Origin of the sequence: Sphingomonas kyeonggiensis, from assembly GCF_014196745.1 — a bacterium.
Classification (GTDB): Bacteria; Pseudomonadota; Alphaproteobacteria; order Sphingomonadales; family Sphingomonadaceae; genus Sphingomonas; species Sphingomonas kyeonggiensis.
This window is the reverse complement of record NZ_JACIEH010000001.1, coordinates 13,817-38,055: the sequence shown is the minus strand read 5'-3', so window position 1 is coordinate 38,055 and position 24,239 is coordinate 13,817. Positions and strand designations below refer to the sequence as shown.

General features: G+C 67.3%; 22 protein-coding genes and 1 riboswitch. Of the genes, 6 read left to right on the top strand and 16 right to left on the bottom strand.

All coding sequences use genetic code 11. The features are described 5' to 3' along the window. Window positions 1–159: 159 nt before the first annotated feature. From GGR46_RS00155 to GGR46_RS00090, 14 genes are all read right to left on the bottom strand, one after another. Window positions 160–1,206 carry an SMP-30/gluconolactonase/LRE family protein gene (locus GGR46_RS00155; protein WP_246425852.1) on the bottom strand — a complete coding sequence of 349 codons (1,047 nt, stop codon included), beginning with the start codon at window positions 1,204–1,206 and terminating at the stop codon, window positions 160–162. Between the two features lie 28 nt (window positions 1,207–1,234). Then, window positions 1,235–2,338 carry a Gfo/Idh/MocA family protein gene (locus GGR46_RS00150; RefSeq protein WP_183993439.1) on the bottom strand — a complete coding sequence of 368 codons (1,104 nt, stop codon included), beginning with the start codon at window positions 2,336–2,338 and terminating at the stop codon, window positions 1,235–1,237. Window positions 2,339–2,531: 193 nt separating this feature from the next. Further along, window positions 2,532–3,557: a sulfotransferase gene (locus GGR46_RS00145; protein ID WP_183993437.1), complete on the bottom strand. Its 1,026-nt coding sequence runs from the start codon at window positions 3,555–3,557 to the stop codon at window positions 2,532–2,534. After that, window positions 3,541–3,915 carry a hypothetical protein gene (locus GGR46_RS00140; protein WP_183993435.1) on the bottom strand — a complete coding sequence of 125 codons (375 nt, stop codon included), beginning with the start codon at window positions 3,913–3,915 and terminating at the stop codon, window positions 3,541–3,543. Before GGR46_RS00140 ends, GGR46_RS00145 begins: the two co-directional genes overlap by 17 nt. Next, on the bottom strand, window positions 3,912–4,118 hold the full coding sequence (locus tag GGR46_RS00135) for a hypothetical protein (protein ID WP_183993433.1): 207 nt from the start codon (window positions 4,116–4,118) through the stop codon (window positions 3,912–3,914). Before GGR46_RS00135 ends, GGR46_RS00140 begins: the two co-directional genes overlap by 4 nt. Then, entirely contained in the window at window positions 4,109–5,479 is a 1,371-nt protein-coding gene (locus tag GGR46_RS00130) for an arylsulfotransferase family protein (RefSeq protein WP_183993431.1), read from the bottom strand. The genes GGR46_RS00135 and GGR46_RS00130 overlap by 10 nt, the downstream gene beginning before the upstream one ends. An 88-nt stretch (window positions 5,480–5,567) precedes the next feature. Next, window positions 5,568–6,899, bottom strand: a complete 1,332-nt coding sequence (locus GGR46_RS00125; RefSeq protein WP_343057898.1) for an ATP-binding protein — start codon at window positions 6,897–6,899, stop codon at window positions 5,568–5,570. Further along, a complete protein-coding gene (locus GGR46_RS00120; protein WP_183993429.1) occupies window positions 6,896–7,624 on the bottom strand; it encodes a response regulator in 729 nt (242 codons plus the stop codon). The genes GGR46_RS00125 and GGR46_RS00120 overlap by 4 nt, the downstream gene beginning before the upstream one ends. A gap of 56 nt (window positions 7,625–7,680) precedes the next feature. Beyond that, on the bottom strand, window positions 7,681–8,067 hold the full coding sequence (locus tag GGR46_RS00115) for an OsmC family protein (RefSeq protein WP_183993427.1): 387 nt from the start codon (window positions 8,065–8,067) through the stop codon (window positions 7,681–7,683). Window positions 8,068–8,252: 185 nt separating this feature from the next. Then, window positions 8,253–9,656, bottom strand: coding sequence for an efflux transporter outer membrane subunit (locus tag GGR46_RS00110; RefSeq protein WP_425506494.1), 1,404 nt, complete (start codon window positions 9,654–9,656; stop codon window positions 8,253–8,255). 117 nt (window positions 9,657–9,773) lie between these two features. Then, entirely contained in the window at window positions 9,774–12,968 is a 3,195-nt protein-coding gene (locus GGR46_RS00105; RefSeq protein WP_183993423.1) for an efflux RND transporter permease subunit, read from the bottom strand. 74 nt (window positions 12,969–13,042) lie between these two features. Beyond that, the gene (locus GGR46_RS00100) at window positions 13,043–14,317 is read right to left on the bottom strand and encodes an efflux RND transporter periplasmic adaptor subunit (RefSeq protein WP_183993420.1); all 1,275 of its coding nucleotides are present in this window, start codon (window positions 14,315–14,317) and stop codon (window positions 13,043–13,045) included. Next, window positions 14,314–14,703: a hypothetical protein gene (locus tag GGR46_RS00095; RefSeq protein WP_183993418.1), complete on the bottom strand. Its 390-nt coding sequence runs from the start codon at window positions 14,701–14,703 to the stop codon at window positions 14,314–14,316. Before GGR46_RS00095 ends, GGR46_RS00100 begins: the two co-directional genes overlap by 4 nt. Window positions 14,704–15,159: 456 nt before the next feature. Then, window positions 15,160–15,771 carry a TetR/AcrR family transcriptional regulator gene (locus tag GGR46_RS00090; RefSeq protein WP_183993415.1) on the bottom strand — a complete coding sequence of 204 codons (612 nt, stop codon included), beginning with the start codon at window positions 15,769–15,771 and terminating at the stop codon, window positions 15,160–15,162. Between the two features lie 239 nt (window positions 15,772–16,010). Here GGR46_RS00090 and GGR46_RS00085 point away from each other — a divergent pair, with 239 nt between their 5' ends. Together GGR46_RS00085 and GGR46_RS00080 are read left to right on the top strand one after the other, a co-directional pair. After that, window positions 16,011–17,489, top strand: a complete 1,479-nt coding sequence (locus GGR46_RS00085) for a sensor histidine kinase (protein WP_183993413.1) — start codon at window positions 16,011–16,013, stop codon at window positions 17,487–17,489. Beyond that, entirely contained in the window at window positions 17,486–18,100 is a 615-nt protein-coding gene (locus tag GGR46_RS00080; RefSeq protein WP_183993411.1) for a response regulator transcription factor, read from the top strand. Before GGR46_RS00085 ends, GGR46_RS00080 begins: the two co-directional genes overlap by 4 nt. Here GGR46_RS00080 and GGR46_RS00075 read toward each other — a convergent pair. After that, a complete protein-coding gene (locus tag GGR46_RS00075) occupies window positions 18,097–18,669 on the bottom strand; it encodes a TMEM165/GDT1 family protein (protein ID WP_246425851.1) in 573 nt (190 codons plus the stop codon). The two genes, GGR46_RS00080 and GGR46_RS00075, sit on opposite strands and share 4 nt — an antisense overlap. 10 nt (window positions 18,670–18,679) lie before the next feature. Next, window positions 18,680–18,862, bottom strand: a riboswitch (yybP-ykoY riboswitch). Window positions 18,863–18,926: 64 nt separating this feature from the next. Then, the gene (locus GGR46_RS00070; protein WP_183993407.1) at window positions 18,927–19,457 is read right to left on the bottom strand and encodes an alpha/beta hydrolase; all 531 of its coding nucleotides are present in this window, start codon (window positions 19,455–19,457) and stop codon (window positions 18,927–18,929) included. A gap of 230 nt (window positions 19,458–19,687) precedes the next feature. On the opposite strand from GGR46_RS00070, the gene GGR46_RS00065 reads away from it, so the two are divergent. The 4 genes from GGR46_RS00065 (at window position 19,688) to GGR46_RS00050 (ending at window position 24,231) form a co-directional block, all read left to right on the top strand. Beyond that, window positions 19,688–19,894 (top strand): hypothetical protein, encoded by a 207-nt coding sequence (locus GGR46_RS00065; protein ID WP_183993405.1) that lies wholly within the window; start codon window positions 19,688–19,690, stop codon window positions 19,892–19,894. Between the two features lie 373 nt (window positions 19,895–20,267). Continuing rightward, window positions 20,268–23,360: a TonB-dependent receptor plug domain-containing protein gene (locus GGR46_RS00060; RefSeq protein WP_183993403.1), complete on the top strand. Its 3,093-nt coding sequence runs from the start codon at window positions 20,268–20,270 to the stop codon at window positions 23,358–23,360. A 158-nt stretch (window positions 23,361–23,518) separates the two neighbouring features. After that, entirely contained in the window at window positions 23,519–23,914 is a 396-nt protein-coding gene (locus GGR46_RS00055) for a TonB-dependent receptor plug domain-containing protein (protein ID WP_183993401.1), read from the top strand. Between the two features lie 14 nt (window positions 23,915–23,928). Then, window positions 23,929–24,231, top strand: coding sequence for a DUF3649 domain-containing protein (locus tag GGR46_RS00050; RefSeq protein ID WP_183993399.1), 303 nt, complete (start codon window positions 23,929–23,931; stop codon window positions 24,229–24,231). Window positions 24,232–24,239 lie beyond the last annotated feature (8 nt).

The following is a 24,239-nucleotide window of genomic DNA, read 5'->3' as shown; positions in this document are numbered from 1 at the left end:
AAATCAATTCCTCCCCGAGCTTGTCTCGGGGAGGGGGACCGCCGCCGAAGGCGGTGGTGGAGGGGCGGCGCGGCACGCGCCGGTGCCTGGCGCGCCCCTCCACCATTCGCTGTGCGAATGGTCCCCCTCCCCCAGCAAGCGGGGGGAGGAATTAGGGTGCTACCACCCGGAAACCTTCAGCCGCAGCTTCACCACCATGTCCGACGAGGTGACGAACAGCGTCTTCCCGTCCTCGCCGAAGCAGCAGTTCGCCGCCGCCTTGCCGGTACCGATCACGCCCAGCTTCTTGCCCGCCGGCGAAATCACCCAGATCCCGCCCGGCCCGCTGGCGAACAGATGCCCGCTCTTTGCCACCTTCATCCCGTCGGGCAGGCCCGGCAGCTTTTGCGCCACCTCGGCCGAGAAATCGACGAACGGCACCAGCTCCGAACTCGCGGACCCGTCCGCCGCCAGCTCGCAGATGAAAATCTTCGCATTGTCGGGATCGGACTGGCTGACATAGAGCCGGTCGAACCCCGGCGAGATACCGATCCCGTTCGGCCGCTTCAGGCTCTTGTCGATCAGCGACACGTCGCTGCCATCGGCATTCACCCGGTACACCCCGTTGAAGGGAAGCTGCTTGAGCGGCGATTCATCGCCCTCGCTCAGGCCGTAAGGCGGATCGGTGAAGTAGATGATCCCGCCCCGCCCGACCACCAGGTCGTTGCAGCTGCTGAACTTCTTGCCCTCATATTCGCCGACGACGATCGTCTTCTTCTTCGTCGCCAGGTTCACCCGCGCGATTGCCCGGGTGCCCGAATCCGCCATCAGCAGGTCGCCCTTCGCATCGACGAGCATCCCGTTGGATCCCGCCTCGCGCACCCCGGCCGGGATCGGCCCGGCCAGGCCCGAAGGCACCAGGAACGGCTTCGCCCCCTCGCCCGCCTTCCAGCGATAGGCGATGTTCTCCGGCACGTCGGAGAAGAGCAGATAGCCGCCCTTCTTCGCCCAGGCCGGCCCCTCGGCCCATTTGAAGCCGCGAGCGATCACTTCGATCGGGCTCTTCGCATCGATCAGCGCGTCGAGCGCGGGATCGAGCCGGGTGATGCCCCCCACCGTCTCGCCAAGCGCCACGCCGGGCAGGAAGGGCAGCGCCGCCATGCCGCCCAGCAATGCGCGGCGGGTCGTCTCGATCATGTGCAGTTTCTCCGTGGAGCGCGGGGTCATGGCAGCGTCATCGCGAATAACCCGGCGATCATGCAAGCTTGATCGTCCGCCCCTCGCGCGCCGAGCGATAGATCGCCTCGATCAGCCGCATGTCGCGCAGTCCCTCCTCGCCCGAAGCGCGCAGCGGGATGCCGGTTTGCACGACCTCGGCGAGGTGATCGAGCTGGGCGACGAACTGGTTCTTGGCCGGCGGGGGCAGCGTCACTTGCTCGGTGCTGCCGCCCTGGCGCGTCCACATCTGGTGCCCGGTATAGTTGGTGGCCGGCTCCATCCCCACCCAGCCCTTGGTGCCCGTCACGCGGAAGGCATTGTGGTTGGAGGAATAGCTCGACACGCAATTGGCGATCACGCCCGAGGGGAAGCGCATCTGCCAGTCGATCCGGTCCTCGACCGTCTTGAACCGCGGATCGCTCTTGTCGGTATATTCCATCGCGCTGACCGCGACCGGTTCCTCGCCCGCCAGGTAGCGCGCGGCGTTCAGGCTGTAGATGCCGATGTCCATCATCGATCCGCCGCCGGAGAAGGGCCGGTCGAGCCGCCACTGGTTGGGCTGGGCATAGAAGCCATGCTCGGACGTGATCAAAGTCGGGCGGCCGATGAACCCGGTTTTCACCAGCTCGACCGCGTGGAGATTGTGCTGCTCGAAATGGCAGCGATAGCCGATCATCAGCTTGCGATTGGCCTTCTTCGCCGCCGCGATCATCGCCTCGCATTCGGCGACGGAGGTCGCCATCGGCTTCTCGCACAGCACGTGCTTGCCGGCCTGGCTGGCGCGAATCGCATATTCGGCATGCATGCTGTTGGGCAGCACGACATAGACCAGGTCGATGTCGGGATTGTCCCTGATCCGGTCGTAATTCTTGTAGTTGTACCAGTGGGTCTTCGGGATGCCGTATTCGGCGCCGAACTTCTCCAGCTTGGCAGGGGTGCCGCTCACCAGCGCCTTGAGCTCGGCGAACTCGCAATCCTTGATCCGCGGCATGATCTGGTTGGTCGCATAGCTGCCCAGCCCGACGATCGCATAGCCCAGCTTGCGCTTGCCCTGCGCGCAGGCCGGCAGGCCGATCGCGCCGGTGACCAGCCCCGCGCCGATCGTGCCCAGCACGTCGCGCCGCGTTCCGATGATCTTCATTGCCCGGTTCCCTCTCCGACTGGCGCCGGCGCGTATCCCGCCGCTCGACGCGTTAGCGCTATCATGGATGGGGTGGGCCGACTAGGCAGCTACGACTTTGGTCTAACCTACTCCCTCTCCCCTTCAGGGGAGAGGGGCATGAGGGAAAGCGCATCTTACGCCCCTCTCCCCGCAAGCGGAGAGAGGGAGAATTTCAATCGAACGCCCCCCGGAACCGCGCCTGCAGCCGCGCATGCGTCTCCGCCGTCAGCCCCAGCAACGCCGGATCGGCCTCTGCCTGCCGCGCATCCGGCGCCCGCAGCGCCGCTGCATCGATCGGCGCCTCGGCCAGCGCCGCCAGCCGGGGCGCGTAGTGGCGTGGCCGGGCGCACAGTGCGTCATAGTCGAGGAACAGCTGGCGCGCCTGCACCCCGGCCGGCGCGGCGAGCAGTGCGCGGTGGACGCTGTCCCACAGCTTCAGCCAGTAATCGACCCGCGTCGCGTCCTCGCCCGGCCCCGGCGCGCCTTCGAACAGGAAGGGCCGTTGGTCGGCGCCGAACTCGTGATGGCCGAGCCAGGTCATGAAGCGGCGGCGAAACGGGTCGTCGCTCGCCAGCGCCACCGCGCGGCGGTGCTGCGACAGGAGCGACAGCGCCTGCTGCAAGGGATCGCGGAATGGATGTATCAGAAGCGCGTCCGGAAAGCTCGCCGCCAGCTCCGCCAGGCGCAGGATATTGTTATTGTTCTTCGATAGATAGCGGGTTCCACCGTGGCGGATCAGCACCAGGCACACATAGTCGCGGAAGTTGGCGAGCGTCTCCGGATCGGGTGCCACGGGCGCCAGTCCGTCGCGGCGCAGGTAGCGATTTCCCTCCATTGCGCGCCAGAAAACCTCCTCGATCGCCTCCGGACTGTCGAGATCATGGGTCAAACCGTCGGCATGGCCACGTTCGCGCGCCTCGACATGCCTCTTGCCGCCCAGCCGCGCCCAGCTGTTAGGCGCAAGTGGAAACGGAAGGTCGCGGTAGGATGGTGCGGCGAAATCGCCGCTCGCGTGCAGCAGCCGGGTGAGGATCGAGGTGCCCGCCCGCGCCAGCCCGGCGATGAACACCGGGCGCCGGATTTCCGTCTCCGCGATCCTCCTGCGCTGGGCGGCACGCTCGATGTCGAAGGTCGCTTCGAGCAGCGCGGGGGAACCCAAAGCGATGCGATGGAGGAGCTTGTCAGCCCCGCTGTACACGCGGGATCACCTGCCAGCGCAGCACGGCATAGCCGAGCGTGAACGGCATCAGTGCCAACTTCGCCGTCCACTCCGTCCGGATGGAGACAATTTCCGGCCACCAGGCGTCCACTGCCAGCACCACGAGCAGCGGCGAAGCGGTCGCGACGAGCAGCCCCCCCGCCCGCATGCTCCGCGCGAACATCCGCCCCGAAAGGATCCGCAGCGCCCGCTCCTTCCCCCAGTCGGACACGCCCTTGCGGGCGAGCAGCCGCATGGCGTGCTGGCCGCAGGCGGCAAGCTCCTGGAAAGCCGGGACAAGCGGCAGCGCGCGGGCCAGCTCGAGCACCGCGATGATCGCCAGGAAGGTCAGGATCACCGGGCGCGCCCGCGGATGCGGCGGACCAGTCGCTTGACCGGGTACCAGACGACCGAGACGATCGCGAGCAGGATGGACCCAATCAGCCCGAAGGCGACGCCGACCGCACCGAGGCCAAGCCCCGGCCCGGTATAGGCCTGGGCGGCGAGCGGTGCCGAGAGCGCGAGGACAAGCGACAGGAATCGAAGGATTTTCACAGGCATTTTGCGTTCACCGTAGCTTGAATGGCCGGGCCATCGGTGGTGGTGGGATCGAGATAGCGTGCCCAGCTAAGGGCCATGCGCCGCTCGGCGGAATCGGCGGAGATGTAGCGCCAGCGCACCGCGCCTTCGGGCGACATGCGGAGGAGACGCCCCTGCTCGGTCTCCTCGATCATCGCGTCGCCCCCTGGCAGCGGGGTGCCGCGGCCCTGGGCGCGGGTAGCGATCTTGTTGACAGCGAAGCCCTTCTCCCAGGGCGAGCCGGTCTCGCCGCTGGAAAGATCGTGGACGAGCAGGCGGTTGTGCCCGTTCACCCGTTCGTCGGGATAGCCCATCAGCGTGTTGTTATCGAACACCGAGATACGGTGGTCGTCGAGGATGCTGACGTCGTGCTGGAAGCGCCACGGGCCGATCTTCCACCACAGGATCCTGCCCGTGGCCGGCCGGTAGAGCGCGATCAGCGAGAGGTTGCGAATGCTGAGGAACAGATCGCCCTTCTTCCACATCTTCCCATCCGCCATCGCCGGCTGGATGTCGTTGAGATGGAAGGGATCCTGCACATAGGGCCGCCCCCGCCACAGCCGGGCGAGGCCGTTGCGCTCGAGGATCTCGGCGATGCGGTCGACCTTGAGCAGCTGCCCCTCGGGCGAGACCTGGGCCACGGCATCGTCCCAGAAATCGGCCTTCACCCCCGGCTCGCGCGGGACCGGGTAGCGATAGGGCACCCAGATATTCCCGTCGGGGCCGAGCTCGGTCGAGTGGCTGAAGATGCCGTCGACGGTCCAGAGCAGCTTGCCGCAGGCGTCGTAGCGCGCGAGCGGCGAGCTGTCGTGCAGCACCAGACTGCCGTCGCCGAGCAGCAGCGGATGCATCAGCCGGTTGCGCGCGGCGCTCTTGTCGCGGTGCACATCGGTCAGCGCCGAGGCGAATTGGGAGCGCGCATTGGCTGCGTCCACATCGGGCACGAACAGGTGCACCACCGCCCCGTCCGAGAGGCGGACGAGCTGGACGACCGAGCGCTTGCGCTTCGGATCGAAGGGCGAGATCAGTGCATAGCCGCTGTCGGTGAAGCTGCCGTCGCGGGTGAATCCGCCGGGCAGCTTCTCGTACCCGCCGCCGAAATAGGGCGCGTTGCTGCGGAACAGATGCTGGATCGTGTCGGGCACCCGCGCCAGCGCGATCGCGGCGCGGCCGACGGCGCCGGACTTCTCCCAGCCATCGACGACCGCCCCGGTGCCGATCGCGGTGAGGGGTACCAGCAGCAGCACCAGGGCAAGGCTCCACAGCGGCACCGGTCGCGCGAGCACCCGCTCGAACGCACTGCCTTCCCGGTCTTCGCTGTCGATAATCCCGTCTCGCTGCATGCATCCTCACTGAAGATGCAGAGTTCGACGGGATGAATGTCGGCGGGATTTCGGTTCGTAGCCGGGAGGTTTCCGCTTTGTGGCCGTACTAGACGGGCAAGGTCACAAGTGCGGAGAGTCCGCCCTCTTCCCGGTTGCGGATGACGAGATCTCCGCCATGTGCCCGCGCGACTGCCCGAGCACTGGCCAACCCCAGTCCAATCCCGCCGGTATCGCGGTTGCGGGAGCGTTCTCCGCGGAAGAAGGGTTCGAAAACCCGGTCGAGATCTTCCGGAGGAACGCCTGGACCGTCGTCCCGCACCTCGATAAGCGCCTGTCCGTCGGCTTCGGCGAGCGAGACCTCGGCGCTGCCGGCATATTTGATCGCGTTGAGGATCAGGTTGTTGAGCATCGCCTTGAGCGCCGGCGAATTGCCCTCGACCACCACCGCCCCCCCGGGCGCCAGCGTGACCGGCTCGCCATGGTCGCTCATGTCGTCGGTCACCGTCTCGGCGAGCGAGCGCAGGTCGAGCGGCTTGCGCACGCCCTGCTTGGTAGTGTCGCGCAGATAGCTGAGCGTCGCGGAGATCATCGCCTCCATGTCGCGGATATCGCCCTCGCAGGCCTGGCGCAGGTCGTCGGGTGCCGCCTCGAGCCGCAGCCCCAGCCGCATCAGCGGCGTGCGCAGGTCGTGCGCCACCGCCCCGACCACGGTGGCCCGATCGTCGACATAGCGGTTGAGCCGCGCCTGCATCCGGTTGAACGCGGCGGCGGCATCGGCGATCTCGGACGGTCCCTCGATCGCGATCGGCGCGGCCCGCGGATCGCGGCCCAGCCGCTCGGCCGCCTCGGCAAAGGCACCGATCGGCTTGGCGATCCGGCGCGCCAGCGCCCAGGCGAAGGGCGCCACCGCCGCCGCCGAGACGATCAGCCACCACAGCACGAACCACCGCCACGGCTCGAAGCCGGTCACGGTGGTGACGATGACCCATCGGCCGTCATCGGCGCGATAGGCGGCGGTGAAGTCGCCGGTAATGATCACGTCGCGCGCCGCCTGCACGCTGGCAGGCGACATCGGCCGCGGCACGCTGGCGCGGTCGTAGCTCTTCTCGCGGGTCAGGAAGGGCGTGGGGAAGGTGATCAGCACCCGCTCGACCGGCACGCCCATCGCCTTGGCCATCGCGATCTCGGTACGCTCGCCGCGCGGGTTCCAGGGCTGTTCGGTGAAATGCTCCTCGCGGCTGACCGAGAAATCGTCGTCGCCGGGCTTGCCGCGCAGCGCATCGACCGCCTGCCCCACCGTGTAGAGCTTGGCGGTCGGGGTCTGGACCGCGATCAGCAGCGCGAAGTTCATCAGCTGCGTCACCGCGACGCAGACGACCATCAGCGCGAAGACGCGCAGGAACAGGGGAGACCCGGCTCCCCCGCGGCGGAATGTCACGCCCGCACGACCTTGGGAACGAACAGATAGCCTTCGTTGCGCACGGTGCGGATGATCTCGTCCCCGCCCGAGCGCAACTTGCGGCGCAGGCGGCTGACCTGCACGTCGATCGCGCGGTCATAGGCATCCGAATCCGGCCCGCGGGCGGCGGCGAGCAGCGCCTCGCGGCTCAGCACGCGGCGCGGCCGCTCGATGAACACGCGCAGCACCGCGAACTCGCCGTCGGTGAGCCCGACCAGCACGCCATTCGGATCGAACAGCTCATGGCTGCCCAGATCGATCCGCCAGCCCTCGAAGGTGTAGACGTCGCCACTCTCGCTGGTGGCCGCCACAGCGCCGCGCTTGCGCAGCGCCGCGCGCACCGTGGCGAGGATCTCGCGCGGGCTGCAAGGCTTGGGAAGATAATGGCCGGCGCCGACCTCGAGGCCCAGGATGCGATCCTGCTCCTCGCCCAGCGCGCTCAGGAAGATGATCTCCGGCCCATCGGTGCGCGCGATGCGGCGGCAGGCGGAAAGACCGTCCTCGCCAGGCATCATGATGTCCATGATCACCAGATCGACGGGCGTGCGCGACAGGATCTGGTCCATGTCGCGCGTGTTCGATGCAGTCTCGACCTTGTAGCCGCGCGAACCCAGGCTGTTGGCCAGGAGCATGCGGATGTCACGGTCGTCGTCTACGACGAGCAAGGTCGCCGAATCGTCCTGCGGAGTCGCGGAAGCAAGCATATTTCAGCTTCTACGCCAAATTGCGTCTGCAGTGTTGCTTTAGTTTGTAACAAAACTCACCCGAGCCGAGTCTCGATCGGGACTCCGCGCTTCAGGGTGAGCGTGACCGGCGTCTTTTCGGCGATTTCGGCGAGGCGGGCATTCTGCTCGGCGTCGGTGCCGCTGATCGTCAGGATACGTTCGATGTTGAGCGTTTCGCCCTGGCCGTGGAGGAACAGCGCGACTTCGATAGTCTCGACCGCCCATTGCTTGCGCTCGGCATACATCCGCAGCGTGATCGCGGTGCACGAGCCGAGCGAAGCCAGCAGCAGCTCATAGGGTGCCGGCCCGGTATCGCCGCCGCCGCGCTCGGCGGGTTCGTCGGCGACGAGCTGGTTCGTGCCGAAATCGATCTGGGTGGCATAGGGGGCGTCGCGCCCGATCCTGGCGATGGCTTTGGTCATGCCCCGGAGACTAGCCGCTCCGCCGAACCTCGCCCAGTGCCCATTTGGGTGATCCCCTCACCTCTCATCATGCTGACGTCATCCCCGCGCAGGCGGGGATCCAGTGTCACAGGCGCTGTCCTTCCTGGCTCTGGATCCCCGCCTGCGCGGAGATGACGAAGACGTGAGATAGTTGAGTGAGAATCTCAGCTCTTCTGCCAGCCGCCGCCCAGCGCGCGGAACAGGTCGACCTGCGTCTCCGCGATGAAGGCGTCCGCCCGGGCCAGGTCGGCCTCGGCATCGGCGAAGGTCCGCTCGGCATCGAGCAGCGCCAGCGAGTCGATATCGCCTTCGCGCTGACGGGCGCGGGCGATGTTGACCGCCGCCTCCGCCTCGTTGCGCGCTGCCTGGAGCGCGGTGCGCCGTTCGAGCGCGTGGCCATAGGCGGAAAGCGCGGTCTCGGTTTCCTGCAGCGCGTTGAGCACGGTGCCGTCGAACGTGGCGAGCGCGCCCTTGGTATCCGCTTCGGCGCCGGCAACGCGGGCGCGGGCCGGACCCGGGTTCACCGCCCAGTTGAGCAGCCCGCCGACCAGCCAGCGCAGCGGCCCGGCGCCGAACACGTCCCCGAAATCGGTGCCGGTCGAGCCGCCCGAAGCGCCGAGCGTAATGCGCGGATAGAGGTCCGCGGTCGCCACGCCGATCCGCGCGGTGGCGGCGGCAAGCCGGCGCTCGGCCGCGCGGATGTCCGGCCGGCGGGCGAGCAATGCGGCACCATCGCCGACCGGGATCGGCTGGCTGAGGCGCAGCGTCGTGTTGCGCTCGCCCACCACCGCCGGCAGCTCGGCCGGGGTGCGGCCGGTGAGCGTGGCGAGGCGGAACAACGCGGCGTCACGCGCCGCCTTGAGTGTCGGCACATCGGCTTCGCGCTGGTTGCGCAGCGCACCGATGCGGGCGGTGTCGAGCCGGGTGGCGAGACCGACGCCGCGGCGGCGCTCGGTCAGCTCGATCGACTGGTCGAGCAGCTTGACGATATGCTCGGCCACGCCCAGCCGCTCGGCCGAGGAAGTGGCATCGGCATAGGCGCGCGCCGTCTCGGCGGCGACGATCACGCGGACCGCGTCCGCATCGGCTTCCGCCGCGCCGACATCGCCGCGTGCGGCTTCGGTGCCGCGGCTCAGCCGGCCGAACAGGTCGGCCTCGTAGCTGACGCTCAGCCCGGCATCGATCTGCCAGTCGTTCAGCGGCATGCTGGGCTGGCGCTGCCCCTCCGGCAGGCGGCCATAGTTCGCGCCGGCACCCAGGGTCGCCTGGGGCTGCTGGTTGGCCTTGGCGCCGCGCAGGGTGGCGCGGGCCTTCTCGATCCGCGCCACGGCGACGCGGATATCGGTGTTGGCGGCGAGCGCGTCGGAGACGAGCTGGTCGAGCACCGGATCATTGTAGAGCCGCCACCAGTCGCCCTGCACTGGCTCGGCGGTGACCGCCGGGTTGGCGGCGACGAAATTGCCGGCCGCGGTCTGCGGCGGGGTCGGCGCGATATATTTCGGACCGGCGGCGCAGGCGGCGAGCGCCAGGGCCGAAGCGGTTGCGAGGAAAATACGCATCTCGTGCATTCCTTTCTGACGACCCTCACCCTTCCCACCGCCTGCGGCGGCGGGCCCCTTCCCTCTCCCGACGGGAGAGGGAGGGAGGCGCCGAAGGCGCCGGAAGGGTGAGGGCGACGTCATTGGTTATTCAGCCGGCACCAGCTCGGGTGCATGACCATCTTCGTCATGCGCCTTCCGGTTGCCGCGCATCTTGGCGATGCGGTCCCCGAGTGCGCGGCACACGACGTAGAAGGTCGGCGTGAAGAGCAGGCCGAAGGCAGTCACGCCCATCATCCCGAAGAACACCGCGGTACCGAGCGCCTGGCGGAGCTCCGCACCCGCGCCGCTCGCGATCAGCAGCGGCACGGCGCCGAGGATGAAGGCGAACGAGGTCATCAGGATCGGACGCAGACGGTCCTGCGCGGCACGTACCGCAGCCTCGATCGGCGACAGTCCGTCCTGCTCCTCGGCCTGCTTGGCGAACTCGACCACGAGGATCGCGTTCTTCGCTGCCAGTGCAATCAGCACGACCAGGCCGATCTGGGTGAGGACGTTGTTGTCCATGCCCCTGAGGTTCACGCCGGCCATCGCCGCGAGCAGACACATCGGCACGATCAGGATGATCGCCAGCGGCATGGTCAGGCTCTCATATTGCGCCGCCAGCACCAGGAAGACGAACACCACGGCCAGGGCGAAGACGAGACCCGCGGTGCTGCCGGCCATCTTCTGCTGGAAGGCAATGCCGGTCCATTCGGCGTCATAGCCCGGAGGCAGCTCGCTCGCGAGCTTCTCCATCGTGTCGAGCGAAGCGCCCGAGCTGTAGCCCGGAGCCGTATCGCCATCCACTTCGACCGCCGGGAACAGGTTGTAGCGCGTCACGCGGTACGGACCGGTCTTGTTCTCGAAGGTCGACACCGAACCGATCGGCACCATCGCGCCGCTGTTCGAGCGGGTCTTGAGGTTGGCGATATCCGCCTCGGTCGAACGGAACGGCGCGTCAGCCTGCGCAGTCACACGATAGGTGCGGCCGAGCATGTTGAAGTCGTTCACGAAGGCCGAGCCGAGATAGACGTTCAGCGCCTCGAACACCCGCTCCGGCGGCACGCCCAGCATGTCCGCCTTGCGACGGTCGATATCGGCGAACACGCGCGGCGTGGCAGTGTTGTAGAAGGTGTAGATCTGCTTCAGGCTGGGGGTCTGGTTGGCCTTGCCGATCAAGCCGAACGCGGTCTTGCCCAGCTCGTCATAGCCATGCTCGGCGCGGTCCTCGACCATCATCCGATAGCCACCGGCCGAACCGATGCCCTGGATAACGGGCGGCGGGACGACGAGCAGCATCGCTTCGTTGATATCGGCGGTGCGCTTGCGTGCCTCGTTCATGATGTCGGCGATGTTGACGCCGAGCTTCTTGCGCTCCTCGAAGGAGAGCAGCGGCACGTACGCTGCGGCCGAGTTCGGAGCGAGCGTCTGCGACGGGCCGTCGAAGCCGGCGAGCATCACAGAGCCGCGCACACCCGGGATCGGCAGGATGCGGGCGACGACCTTGCGCATCACTTCGTCCGTCCGTTCGAGCGACGAGCCCGGCGGCAGCTGGATGACGGTGAGGAAGTAGCCCTGGTCCTGCTGCGGGATGAAGCCGACCGGCGTCACCCAGAACATGCCTACGGTGGCGGCGATCAGGCCGACATAGGTGAGCATCATCCGCTTCGGACGGGTGACGAGGACATGGGTGAGCTTGGCATAGCCGACGCTCATCCGCTCGAAGCCGGTGTTGAACGCATCGGCACCGCGCTTGAACAGGCGGCCGATCGGCCCCTTGGCCTCACCCTCGTGATGCTTGAGCAGCACCGCCGCCATTGCCGGCGACAGGGTGAGCGAGACGAGCAGCGAGATCGCGGTCGCGGCCGAAATCGTCACCGCGAACTGCTTGTAGAAGGCGCCCGACAGACCGTTGAGGAACAGGGTCGGCAGGAACACCGCGAGCAGCACCAGCACGATCGCCACGAGCGCGCCGGACACTTCGTCCATCGAGGTTTGCGCCGCCTTGAGCGGGGTCATGCCCCGCGCCAGGTTGCGCTCGACATTCTCGACCACGACGATCGCGTCGTCGACGACGATACCGATCGCCAGCACCAGGCCGAACAGCGAGAGGTTGTTGAGCGAGTAGCCGAGCGGCAGCAGCACTGCCATCGTGCCGATCAGCGAGACCGGGATGGCGAGCACCGGGATGATCGCCGCGCGCCACTTCTGGAGGAAGACGATGACCACCAGCACGACGAGCAGGATCGCCTCGCCGAGCGTGTGATAGACCGCGTCGATCGACTGGGCGATAAACTCGGTCGGGTTGTAGATGACGCGATATTCCAGTCCCTTGGGGAAGTTCTTGGACATCAGCTTCAGCTGGTCCTGCACCGCATTGGCAGCGGCAAGGGCGTTCGAGCCCGGGCGCTGGAAGACGGCGAGGATCACGGTCGGCTTGTTCGAGAGATAGGTGTTGGACGAATAGTCCGCCGCACCCAGCTCGACGCGCGCCACGTCGCTCACGCGCACCTGGTGCCCATCGGCATCGGTACGGATGACGACCTGGCCGAACTGCGCCGGGTCCTTCAGGCGGCCCTGCGTCTCGATGTTGAGCTGGAAGGCGTTGCCGGTGGGCGTGCTGCCCGGCTGGCCGAGCGTGCCGGCGGCAACCTGGACGTTCTGCGCACGCAGCGCCTGGACGATGTCGCCCGCGGTCAGGTTGAGCGCGGCGGCGCGGCCCGGATCGATCCACACGCGCATCGCATAGTCGCGCGCACCGAACATGCGCACGTCACCCACGCCTTCGACACGGGCGAGGCGGTCCTTCACCTGGGTCAGCGCGTAGTTGGAGATGTATTCGCGATCGACCGAGTTGTCGGGCGAGATCAGGTTGACCACCAACAGGAAGTCCGGCGTGGTCTTGCGCGTCACGACGCCCAGGCGCTGCACCTCTTCGGGCAAGCGCGGAATGGCGACCGCAACGCGGTTCTGCACCAGCACCTGCGCGGCATCGAGATTGGTGCCGGACTTGAAGGTGACGGTGATGGTGACGTTGCCGTCACCGGTCGACTGCGACGACTGGTAGAGCATGTCGTCGACGCCGTTGATCTCCTGCTCGATCGGCGCGGCCACGGTTTCCGCGACCGTCTCTGCCGAGGCGCCCGGATAGGAAGCGGTGACCGTCACCGTCGGCGGGACGATGTCGGGATATTGGGAAATCGGCAGCGCCAGATAGGCGATCGCGCCGATGATCGTGATGATCACCGCGATCACAGCCGCGAAGATCGGGCGCGTGATGAAGAACCGTGAGAGGCGCATCGGGCCACTCCTCGTGAATTGAGTTCGGAAAAGGGTTCAGCCGCCGGCCCCTGGGGAGAGCCGGCGGCTGATGGTCAACGGGCGAAAGTTGCCTCGCCCGTGACCGGCGCCGTGAGGGCCGGCGCCTGACTGGTTGCGGTTGGCTCGATCTTGCCGGCCTTCGGGGTCACCTTGCCGCCCGGCTGGGCGAACTGGGTGCCGGAGATCACGACCTTGTCCTGGGCGGTGAGGCCGGTGCGGACGATGCGCAGGCCGTCGACCACGGGGCCGAGCGTGACCGGCTTCGGTGCGACCGAACCGTCCTTGCCGACGACCAGGACCAGCTTGCGTGCCTGGTCGGTCTGGATCGCGGCATCGGGCACCATCAGCGCCTGGGCGGTGCCGCCGGCCGAGAGGCGCATGTTGCCGAACATGCCGGGCGTCAGGAACATGCCCGGGTTGCTCAGCACCGCACGCCCGCGGATCGTGCCCGACTTGGGATCGAGGCTGTTGTCGGTGAAGTCGAGCTTGCCCTTCCACTTGTAGTCGGTCTCGTCCTGGAGACGGATCTCCACCGGCGATTCCTGGGCGCCCGCTTCCTTCGCACGCTTGGTCTTGAGGAACAGCGCCTCCGAACCGTCGAAGGTGAAGTAGATCGGGTCGAGCGCGTTGATCGTGGTCAGCAGCGAACCGCCCTGCCCTTCGCCCGCGGCGACCAGGTTGCCCGGATCGACGCGGCGGTCCGAGATGCGGCCGGCGATCGGCGCGCGGACCTGGGTGAACTCCATGTCGAGCGCGCGGCTGCGGACGCGAGCCTGGGCGGCCGACACCGCGGCACCGGCGGCACGAACGCGGGCCTGGAGCCGCTCGACATCGCTCTTCGACACCGCCTCGACCGAGACCAGTCGCTCGGCGCGGCCCAGGTCGGAACGGGCAAGCGCGAGATCGCTCTCGGCGCTGGCCAGCCCGGCGCGGGCTTCGGCAAGCGCGGCGGCGAAGGGACGCTGGTCGATCGAGAAGAGCAGCTGGCCCTTCTGGACGATCGCCCCGTCGGTGAAGTGCACGCCGGTGATCGCACCCGAGACGCGCGGACGCACCTCGACGGCACGGCTCGGCTCGAAGCGGCCGACATAGTCGTCCCATTCGTTGACGTCACGGACCAGCGGGGTGGCGACAGTCACCACCGGGGGCGGCGGGGCCGCCATTGCTGCAGGTGCGTCCTTGCTGGCGATGCCGAGACCGGCGGCGACCAGCACCACCGGCAGGGCGACCAGGCTACCGCGCTGCCACAACGGCATGCGGCGGATGCGGGCCGAGACGCCCGGCTTGTTGTCACCGGTCTCGGTTTCGATGCGCGAGATCATGTTCATTGGAATCGCTTCCCCTGATTGAGGGCTGCCCGGCCGCGGCTGATGCTCGCGAGCAGCGTTTCATATTGGTCGGGCGTGAAGCCCGCTTCGTGGAAGGCGCGGATCTCGTGACGCGGCACGGTGTAACCCTTGTGCCAGGCGAGCACCGACATGCGGCGCAGCGCCTCCAGCTTGAGGTCCGCAAGCTTGGGATTGGGGCTCTCACCCCCGAAGATCATGCCCAGTGCCACCGAGAGGCGGCCAGGTTTCTCGAGGCTCGCCAGCCGGTCGTGCTGGGCGATCGCGACGACCTGCCATTCGAGCGCGGAGAAGCCGGTCACGGGGAAGACGTCCGCGGGCGTCGCGACCGGGCTGCCATGGAGCTCGGAAAAGTTGAGATAAGCCATGATCGTCTCCTCCTGCTTGTTGCCCGGCGGAAGGCAAAAGCCTCCCCGTGCCGCGCGGAACCCATTTCCGCCGGCATTTCCGGTCATCCCCAACCGGCACGAGACGAGGCTTTCGCGCAGACACACGTGTCTGCGGCGCACCGTCCCGGTCCTGTAAAAATTCAGCGCTGCTGGAGTTTCGGAACGGGGCCCCAGCCCCTCATCCTCGCTTCGGCAACTTCCCTCACTTCTATACTGACTGGTATAGAAATCGTGCTGCGTTGCGTCAAGGGACTTTTTATACCGCTCGGTATTTTTTGTCGAGATGGGAGAGAAAAAACTTTCCGGCGCGTTCCATTCCTCCCCGAGCTTGCCTCGGGGAGGGGGACCGTCGCCGTCTTCGACGGCGGCCCCTCCACCACGCGACTGCGTCGCGCGGTCGCCCTCCCCCAGCGAGCTGGGGGAGGAATTAAAATGTCACTTGCTCGGCCAGCAGGACAGGCTGGTGTCGATCAGCGCCTTGAGGTCCGTGCACGACGTCCCCGATCCGGCCTGCAGCGCGATGCCCTGGAGCAAGGCGGTCAGATAGGCGGTGAGCCCGATCACATCGGTATCGCCGGGCAGATCGCCTTCGGTCTTCGCCCGCTCGAACCGGTCGATCAGCCCCTGCTTCACCAGCGCACCGCGCTGGAGCACTTCGGCGCGGATCGACTCGGCCTCGGTGCCGCAGGCGACCGAGTTGATCACGCCCATGCATCCCTTGGGATCGCACGAGCTCATCTGCATCTCGAGCGCGCCCGTCAGCAGCCGCTCGGCGACTCCGCGCGCGGTCGGCGCGTCGAGCGCCTTGCCCATGTAATCGAGCTTCTCGCGCTGATAGAGGTCGAGCGTCTTCTTGAAGAGCGCTTCCTTGTTGCCGAAAGCGGCATAAAGGCTGGGCCGGGTGATCCCCATCGCCTCGGTCAGATCGCTCAGCGAGGCGCCTTCATAACCCTTGGTCCAGAAGACGCGCAGCGCCGCGGTCAACGCCGAGTCGGTGTCGAATTCACGGGGGCGCCCCTTGGCGACGTGGCAGGCGGTGATTTCCATAATGACCGGTACATAATGTAGATGAGCCTGAAAGTCCAATGCCTTGCATCGGTTTTGCGTTCCAGCCCATTGATCACCGTATTTTCACGGGTGTGAACTTATCCATTCGCCGGATTACCCGGTAACCATGTTTACTGCTTTCCGACTCGGCAATTGGCCCGTGCATCCGACGCTTGCGATTCAAGTTGCGGATGGGTGTGCGCGCACTTGCGGCAGGTCGGGAGACACCACCGTCTGAGATGACAGTCGGGGCGTTCCAGAAGCGTTGGGGAGGAATTCTCCTCGCCTTGCTCGCGGCGACAGTCGCGGGCGCGCTGCGTGCCTTGCTCGATCCCTGGCTCGGGGACCGGCCGCAATATCTGATCTTCCTGCTCGCCGTGCTGGTGGCGGCGCTGCTCGGCGGTCTGCTTCCCGGCCTGATCGCAACGGTGTCCTCGATCGCGATCGAGAACCTGGCGACACCGCGCGGCATGCCGGGCAGCATCGTCGACCTCCTGCTCTTCCTCGCCGGCGCGGCGCTGGTCCTCCTGCTCGCCACCAGGGCGCATGCCGGCCAGATGGTTATCGCCAGCGACGCGCAGCAACAGGCCGAGCGGCAGCTCAGGGCGAGCCTCAACCAGTTCCGCTCGATCCTGGCCACCGTCCCCGATGCGATGGTCGTGATCGACGAGCATGCCCGGATCCTCTCGTTCAGCGCCGCCGCCGAGCGGCTGTTCGGCTTCACCGAGGCCGAGATGGTCGGCACCAATATCAGCCGGCTGATGCCGACCCAGGATCGCGGCCGGCACGACGACTATGTCGCCCGCTATCTCGCCACCGGCGATCGCCGGGTGATCGGGCGCGGCCGCGTGGTGGTCATCGCCCGGCGTCGCGACGGCTCCACCTTCCCGATGGAGCTTTCGGTCGGCGAGGCGCTCACCGACGGCGTCCGCGTGTTCACCGGCTTCATCCGCGACCTCACCGAGAAGCAGCGGGCCGAGGCACGGATCGAGCAGCTCCGCGCTGACCTGGTCCACGCCGCGCGCCTCAGCGCGATGGGCACCATGGCGTCGACTCTGGCGCACGAGCTCAACCAGCCGATCACCGCGGTGGTCAATTATGTCCGCGGCGCCGGCAATCTGATGCGCGTCGCCGAGCGTTCCAACCTTCCGATCATCCAGCACGCGCTGGACGAGGCCACCGCCGAGGCGATGCGCGCCGGCAGCATCGTGCGCCGGCTGCGCGAGTTCGTCGCGCGCGGCGACAGCGAGAAGAGCGTCGAGGATCTCGAAGCGCTGGTCGAGGAAGCATCGCAGCTCGCGCTGATCGGCGCACGCGAGAGCGGGGTCGAGACGCGCTTCCTGATCGATCGGGCAAGCGCGGAGGTGCTGGTCGACAAGATCCAGACACAGCAGGTGCTCATCAACCTGATGCGCAACGCCGTGGACGCCATGGCGGAATCCGCGGTCCGCCGCCTGACCGTCTCGAGCCAACCGGAAACCGGGGGCTATGTTCGCGTCACCGTGACGGATACGGGACCCGGGATCGACCCCGAAATCGCGGAGAATCTCTTCCGCGCCTTCAACAGCAGCAAGAAAGGCGGGATGGGACTGGGCCTCTCCATCTGCCGGACGATCGTAGAGGCCAATGGCGGAAAGATCTGGAGCGAAGCGCGACCCGAGGGGGGCACCGCATTCCATTTCACTCTCGTACGCATGGAAACGGAGCAGTCTGAATGAACGACCGGCGTCTGGTGCACATCATCGATGACGAGGAAAGCGTCCGGAACTCGATCGGGTTCATGCTGCAGACCACGGGCTATTCCGTGCGCACCTGGCCATCGGGCGCGGCGTTCCTGCGCGATCTTCGGAGCGCCGAGCCGGGCTGCATCCTGCTCGACATCCGCATGCCCGAAATGGACGGGCTGCAGGTGCAGCAACAGCTCACCGCGCGCGGCGTCACCATGCCGGTGATCGTGCTGACCGGGCATGGCGACGTCACCATCGCGGTGAAGGCGATGCGCAACGGCGCGGTCGACTTCCTCGAAAAGCCGTTCGAAGCGGAGCAGCTGCTCTGCGCGATCGAGACGGCGTTCGGCCGCGCCTGCGACGGGAACAGCGCGTCGCGCACCGAAGCCGCGCGCAGCCAGCTCGCCAGCCTGTCGATGCGCGAGCGCGAGGTGCTGGACGGGCTGGCCGCCGGCTTCCCCAACAAGACCATCGCCTATGATCTCGGCATCTCGCCGCGCACGGTCGAGGTGCACCGCGCCAACCTGATGCAGAAGCTCGGTGCGCGCAGCCTTTCCGAGGCGCTGCGCGTCACCTTCACGGCCGAGATGGGCGAGATCTAGAACCAGCCCGCCGTCTCGCCGAGCATCCAGACGCCCGCGGCCAGGAACAGCGCCGCGGCGATGCCGTGCACCAGCCTGAGCGGCACCCGCTGCAGCAGCGCGTTGCCCAGGAACACGGCTGGCACATTGGCGAGCATCATGCCGATCGTGGTGCCCGCCGTGACTGCCCAGACATTGTGGAACTTCGCGCCCAGCGCCACCGTGGCGAGCTGGGTCTTGTCGCCCATCTCGACCAGGAAGAAGGCGATCGCTGTGGTCAGGAAGGCGCCGAAGCGCGCCGGCTTGTCCTCGAGATCGTCGATCTTGTCCGGGATCAGCGTCCACAGGCCCATCGCGATGAACGACGCGGCGATCAGATAGCGGAACCAGGCGCCCGAAAGCAGCTCGGCCGCCGCGGAGCCGACCAGCGCGGCAAGGAAGTGATTGGCCAGCGTCGCGACGAGGATGCCGAGGATGATCGGCACCGGCTTCCTGAAACGGGTGGCGAGCAGGATGGCGAGCAGCTGGGTCTTGTCGCCGATCTCGGCTAGGGCAACCAGCGCGGTCGAGCTGAACAGGGCTTCGAGCAAGGGACACTCCGGGCCGGACGGAGACGAAATCCAACGACATCGCACCTCCCCGCCCGGCAAGGACGGAGATGCGACGCCATTGGTCTCGCCCGAACGGTGATCCCGTCCCTCCCGCGCCATGGCCTCTCGACCAAGTATGTTGACGCGGGAGCCCGCGCAGGTGCGCGGCTGGCTACTCCCCAAATAGCGAGGTGCCGCCCAAGGGCAGCGCAATGGCCCCTAGACCGCGAGGCTGCGGAAATCCAGTTGTTTGTACGTCAGCGCGCCAGGCTGAACGGGCTCCGCTCCGGCTCCGGCATATCGTCCGCATCGCCGCGCAGCGAGGCGAGCAGCTCGCCGATCGAGCGCAGCGGCGAGGATTCGAGGAAGCGGCTGCCCCAGTCCCGCGCCAGCGCCGCGGCATCCGCGCCGGTATCGGCCAGGATCGAGGGGAAGGCGATGCGCAGCCGCGGCCCGGCGAAGAGCTGCTCGGGCGAGGCGCCGACCACCGATCCCAGCGGCCGGACGAACACCGCCCCCGCCACCTTGTCGACATAGGAAGCCGGCGACAGCCGCGCCCACCAGGTCACGGCGAAGCAGCCGATGCCATGCGCGACCAGGATCACCGGGCGCTCGGTCAGGCGCACCGCCTCGTCGAGCCGCGCGGCCCAGAGGTTGCGCCCGCCGCCGCCTGCGCCGAGCTCGATGATCTGCCCGGCATGGGTCAGCAGATTGCGGGAAGGGCGATCGGCGCGATCATAGATCGTCAGGGTCGGAAGCGACGTATCGAAGAGGCCATTTTCGGGCATTCGCTTAACTCCCTCGAGCTGGGGAAAGCACGCTCAACGAGTCGCCAGCTTATTCCCAGTCACTCAGTGTGCAATCGCTCCTGCGCCAGGATGTTTTCCCCGTGCGCCGAAATAATAGAATCGCGCGGTGGGTATCGACACACCGAATATTGCCGAAAGTTCATGTTGCGGAGAACTCCGGGCCACCCGGCGAGGCGCAATTTCCAGGCTCCACAACGGAGAAGATGCCCATGTTCAGGAAGTTGATGATCGCCGGCGCCTCGCTCGCGATGCTCGCTGCGGCCTCGCCTTCGATCGCCGCGGCACCCTGCCGCGACGCGCACGGCAAGTTCGTGAAATGCGCGACCAAGCCCGCCGCTCCGGCCAAGGCGACTCGCTGCAAGGATGCCAAGGGCAAGTTCGTGAAGTGCGGCACCACGGGCGCCAAGCCGGCCTGATACTCTGACCCGATATCCGGAGCCCGGCCTCCCTTCCGGGCCCCGGATCAAATCGTCACCATCTCCTGATGCCGGCGCCAGCCCCGCCGGCATCTTTGCGTTCGGGCAGGTCCGGCTTCGTCGCAGGGGTCGCTGCCTTGGTCGCGTAACACAGGCAGCCCGCCCTTCTCCCCCGCAGCGTGCCCGCGTGCCTGTACTTCCAATCGGGAAGACGGCGCAGCGGGCGGGCTGCGGGCGATAGCCTGCGCGATCGGGCCAGCGGGATTCCCACGTGGAATCATCAGCCCCGCCCCGCGAGCAAAAGAGGGCGTGGGCCCGCCAGCGAGCATCGGCGTCGGGGTGCCGGAGCGGCCCACCAGAAAAAGGGCTGACAATGACAAATCGAACCAAGACCATGACCCGCCTGTTGCGGGGCACGACGGCGCTTTGCTGCGCGATCCTGTTCGCGACCCCGGCCGAAGCGCAGGAAGCCGCCCCGGCGCCGGATAGCGGCACCCCCGCGCCTGTCGCCGCTCCCGCGCAGGAAACCGCCGCCCCAGCCGCTACCGTCGCCCAGGAAGAACCCGGCGAATCGATCGTCGTCACCGGCTCGCTGTTCCGCCGCACCAATGCCGAGACGCCGTCGCCGGTGACCGTGCTTTCGGCCGAATCGCTCGAGCAGCGCGGCATCAACACCGTCGCCGAGGCACTGCAGCGCATCTCGGCGGGCAATGCGGGCACGATCACCCAGGGCTGGAACGCCGGCGGCAATTTCGCGGCGGGCGCCAACGCGGTCGCGCTGCGCGGCCTCACCGTCCAGGCGACGCTCACCATGTTCGATGGCCTGCGCATGGCCCCCTATCCGCTCGCCGATGACGGCCAGCGTAACTTCGTAGACCTCAACACCATTCCGAACGGGATCATCGAGCGCATCGACGTGCTGCGCGACGGCGCCTCGTCCACCTATGGCGCCGATGCGGTGGCGGGCGTGATCAACGTCATCACCAAGAAGGAGATCAGGGGCCTGCACGCCAATGTCTCGGCGGGCATCTCCCAGCATGGCGACGCCGGCGAGCGCCGCGCCGACCTGACCTGGGGCTATGGCGACCTGCGCGAGCAGGGCTTCAATTTCTACATCAACGGCGAATATCTGAAGCAGGACGCGCTCTGGGCGCGCGATCGCGGCTATCCGTTCAACACCACCGACTGGAGCCGGATCTGCAAGGCGGACGGCGCCTGCCTTCCCAACCTCAATTCGAACGGCGTCAGCCCCGACGGCAGCGCCAATGCGTTCCTGGGCGTGCCCGGCATTGCCGCGGTCCGTCCGGTCACCACGGCCGGCGGCGCGATCGGCAGCGGCCGCTTCTCCTATCTCAACCCGGCGCTCGGCTGCGGCCGCTGGACCCGCACGCAGCTGAGCGCGGCGCAGCTCGATCCCGCCCAGGGCGGCTCTTCCGCCGCGCCGGCAGATGGCAAGGTCTGCGAGGCGAACCTCACCGGCGCCTATGCGATGCTCCAGCCCGATGTGGAGCGCTTCGGCATCTCGTCGCGCTTCACCGCCAATATCGGCGAGTCGCACCAGCTCTATGTGCAGGGCAATTTCTACCAGACCGACACGACCGCATCGGGCGCGCCGCGCGCCTTCAACGAGCGGCCGACCACGCCGCGCAGCGGCGCGGTGGTCTACAACGTGATCGCCCCGGTCTATGTCTGCGCGACCGGCACCGGCACGCTCAATGGCCTGAACACCGGCTGCACCGCGGCCAACGGCACGCTCAACCCCTATAACCCCTATGCCGCCTCGGGGCAGACCGCGCAGATCCTGTTCGGCCCGGACCGTGCGACTTCCGACCACACTTCGGCGCGCTCGCTGCGCGGCGTGATCGGCCTGTCGGGCAAGATCTTCGGCGACTGGGACTATTCGACCAGCTTCGTCGCCTCGCGCGTCGAGCTCAAGCGCGACCAGAGCGGCTATCTGATCCCGCAGCGGATCATGGACGTCGTCGCGCGCGGCACGTTCAACTTCGCCAACCCCTCCGCAACGCCGGAAGACGTGTGGAACTACATCATGCCGACCAGCCGCACGGTGTCGGTGTCCAACCTGTGGCAGGCTTCGGCGAACGTCTCGAAATCCCTGTTCGAACTGCCCGGCGGCCCGCTCAACGCGGCGGCGGGCATCGCCTATCGCCACGAATCGATCGACGCGCCCAGCGCCAATCCCCAGAACGACGCGCATCCCTATGATCGCTACTACGCCATCAACGCCGTCGGCACTTCGGGCGCCCGCAACGTCTTCTCGGCATTCGGCGAGATCGAGGCCCCGATCGTCAAGCAGTTCGAGCTGAACCTCTCGGGCCGCTTCGACTCCTATTCGACCGGCCAGAAGAGCTTCTCGCCCAAGGTCGGCGCCAAGTTCACGCCGATCCCGCAGCTGGCCCTGCGCGGCACCTGGTCGAAGGGCTTCCGCATCCCGAGCTTCAACGAGGCGTTCGGCCTGCCCACCACGGGCTTCGTCTCGAACGGCGGCGGCACCTTCTGCACGACCTACGCCGCCTTCTGCGCGGCGCACAGCAACAATGCCTATGCCGCCCAGCCCTTCTCGGTCGGCCTCACCAATGTCGGCAATCCGGAACTGAAGCCGGAGCGGTCGCAGAACTTCACGCTCGGTGCGATCTTCGAGCCGATCCGCGGGATCAGCTTCACGGTCGACCTGTGGCGGATCAAGGTCCGCGACCAGATCGTCGGCGTCACCAATATCGGGCCGGTGCTCGACGCCTATTATCGCAACAACGGCGTGGTCAACATTCCGGGCTTCACGGTCACCCAGGGCACGCCCGACCAGGCGAACCCGAATGCCCTGCCGCACATCGGCACGATCCAGGCATCCTATGCCAATGCCAACCAGCAGCTGACCCAGGGCATCGACCTGGGCGTCAACGCGCGGATCAAGCTGGCCAAGGGGCTGCGCCTGACCAGCTCGTTCGAAGTCTCGTATCTCGACAAGAACCACCTGACCAACGTCGACCCGACCACCGGGGAGGCGCAGGAACCGCAGAAGTACGAAGGCACGCTCAGCCCCTGCAACATCACGTCCTGCTCGGGCTCGCCGCGCTGGCGCGCCAGCTGGCAGAACACGCTCGAGTTCGGCAACACCGCGGTAACCGCCACGGCCTATTACACCAGCGGTTACAAGTCGGCGCAGCTCGACGTGAACGCCGCCTCGCCGGACGATTGCAGCCATGCCGCCGCCTATGACGACGGCACGCCCTATCAGTGCCGCTCGAAGCCGGTGTGGAACCTCGACCTGACCGCATCGCACCGGATCAACGACCAGTTCTCGGTCTATGTGAACGCGCTCAACGTCCTGAACATCAAGCCGCCCTTCGATCCGGACGCCGCCTATGGCATCTTCGGCTTCAACCCGGCCTGGGCCGGCGCAAACATCACCGGCCGCTTCTTCCGCGTCGGCGCGAAGATCGACTTCTGAATTCTCCCGAGCGAAACCCCCTTGGGGAGCGGCCTGGCCGCTCCCCATTTTCCGTTCGCGAACACGGCGGAAACACCGCCTTCCCGCTAATGCGATTGACTCGCAATATGCCCTTCCCTACCAGCGCCCCGAACCGATCGCTTCAAAGGGAAACCGGGATGAAGGTCCTCCTCCGCAGCGCGCTGCTCGCCGGCGCCATGTTCCTGCCCCTGTCCGCCTGGGCTGCCGGACCGGAAGGAGACGAGGATCAGGACAAGAGCCGCGACGAGATCGTCGTCACCGGCCTGGCACCGACGCCCAGGGAAACCCCGCAGTCGATCACCATCTTCGATCGCACCCGGATCGACGATTTCGCGCTGACCAACGTCAACGACCAGATCGCCCAGCTGCCCGGCATCCATGTCGAGCGCGTCGAGACCGACCGCACCTATTTCAACTCGCGCGGCTTCGACGTGTCGAACTTCCAGGTCGACGGCATCGGCATGCCGCTGTTCCGGGGCATCGAGTTCGGCGATCTCGACAGCGCGACCGTCTCGCTTCGCTTTACCTACTGATCTACGGAGCGAACGTGGCCGGGGCAGCACAATCGAGACAGGGCTGGCGCTATCGCGCCAATGTCGCGGCGCGCGTCGTGGCGGGGACGATCGGCGCCTATGCGGTCGCCGCGCTCTTCGCCATGGCGCTCGCGCGCATCCTGCCGATGGGCCGGGCACAGGCAGTGGTTCCGGCAACCCTGCTGGCCTTCCTGATCGGGCCGGCGGTGACGATCTGGGCGTTCCTCGCCCGCGGCCCGTGGCGCGCCTGGGCCGGCGTGCTCCTGCTCGGCGGGCTCTTCGCCGCGATCGCCTGGGCCGTGGGAGCGCCGGCGTGAGCACCGCG

Excerpts from the sequence above, each read along its gene's own strand:
- GGR46_RS00155 (WP_246425852.1), bottom strand. The coding sequence starts at position 1,206 with ATGACCCCGCGCTCCACGGAGAAACTGCACATGATCGAGACGACCCGC.
- GGR46_RS00150 (WP_183993439.1), bottom strand. The coding sequence starts at position 2,338 with ATGAAGATCATCGGAACGCGGCGCGACGTGCTGGGCACGATCGGCGCG.
- GGR46_RS00135 (WP_183993433.1), bottom strand. The coding sequence starts at position 4,118 with ATGCCTGTGAAAATCCTTCGATTCCTGTCGCTTGTCCTCGCGCTCTCG.
- GGR46_RS00130 (WP_183993431.1), bottom strand. The coding sequence starts at position 5,479 with ATGCAGCGAGACGGGATTATCGACAGCGAAGACCGGGAAGGCAGTGCG.
- GGR46_RS00120 (WP_183993429.1), bottom strand. The coding sequence starts at position 7,624 with ATGCTTGCTTCCGCGACTCCGCAGGACGATTCGGCGACCTTGCTCGTC.
- GGR46_RS00115 (WP_183993427.1), bottom strand. The coding sequence starts at position 8,067 with ATGACCAAAGCCATCGCCAGGATCGGGCGCGACGCCCCCTATGCCACC.
- GGR46_RS00110 (WP_425506494.1), bottom strand. The coding sequence starts at position 9,656 with ATGCACGAGATGCGTATTTTCCTCGCAACCGCTTCGGCCCTGGCGCTC.
- GGR46_RS00105 (WP_183993423.1), bottom strand. The coding sequence starts at position 12,968 with ATGCGCCTCTCACGGTTCTTCATCACGCGCCCGATCTTCGCGGCTGTG.
- GGR46_RS00100 (WP_183993420.1), bottom strand. The coding sequence starts at position 14,317 with ATGAACATGATCTCGCGCATCGAAACCGAGACCGGTGACAACAAGCCG.
- GGR46_RS00095 (WP_183993418.1), bottom strand. The coding sequence starts at position 14,703 with ATGGCTTATCTCAACTTTTCCGAGCTCCATGGCAGCCCGGTCGCGACG.
- GGR46_RS00090 (WP_183993415.1), bottom strand. The coding sequence starts at position 15,771 with ATGGAAATCACCGCCTGCCACGTCGCCAAGGGGCGCCCCCGTGAATTC.
- GGR46_RS00085 (WP_183993413.1), top strand. The coding sequence starts at position 16,011 with ATGACAGTCGGGGCGTTCCAGAAGCGTTGGGGAGGAATTCTCCTCGCC.
- GGR46_RS00080 (WP_183993411.1), top strand. The coding sequence starts at position 17,486 with ATGAACGACCGGCGTCTGGTGCACATCATCGATGACGAGGAAAGCGTC.
- GGR46_RS00070 (WP_183993407.1), bottom strand. The coding sequence starts at position 19,457 with ATGCCCGAAAATGGCCTCTTCGATACGTCGCTTCCGACCCTGACGATC.
- GGR46_RS00065 (WP_183993405.1), top strand. The coding sequence starts at position 19,688 with ATGTTCAGGAAGTTGATGATCGCCGGCGCCTCGCTCGCGATGCTCGCT.
- GGR46_RS00060 (WP_183993403.1), top strand. The coding sequence starts at position 20,268 with ATGACAAATCGAACCAAGACCATGACCCGCCTGTTGCGGGGCACGACG.
- GGR46_RS00055 (WP_183993401.1), top strand. The coding sequence starts at position 23,519 with ATGAAGGTCCTCCTCCGCAGCGCGCTGCTCGCCGGCGCCATGTTCCTG.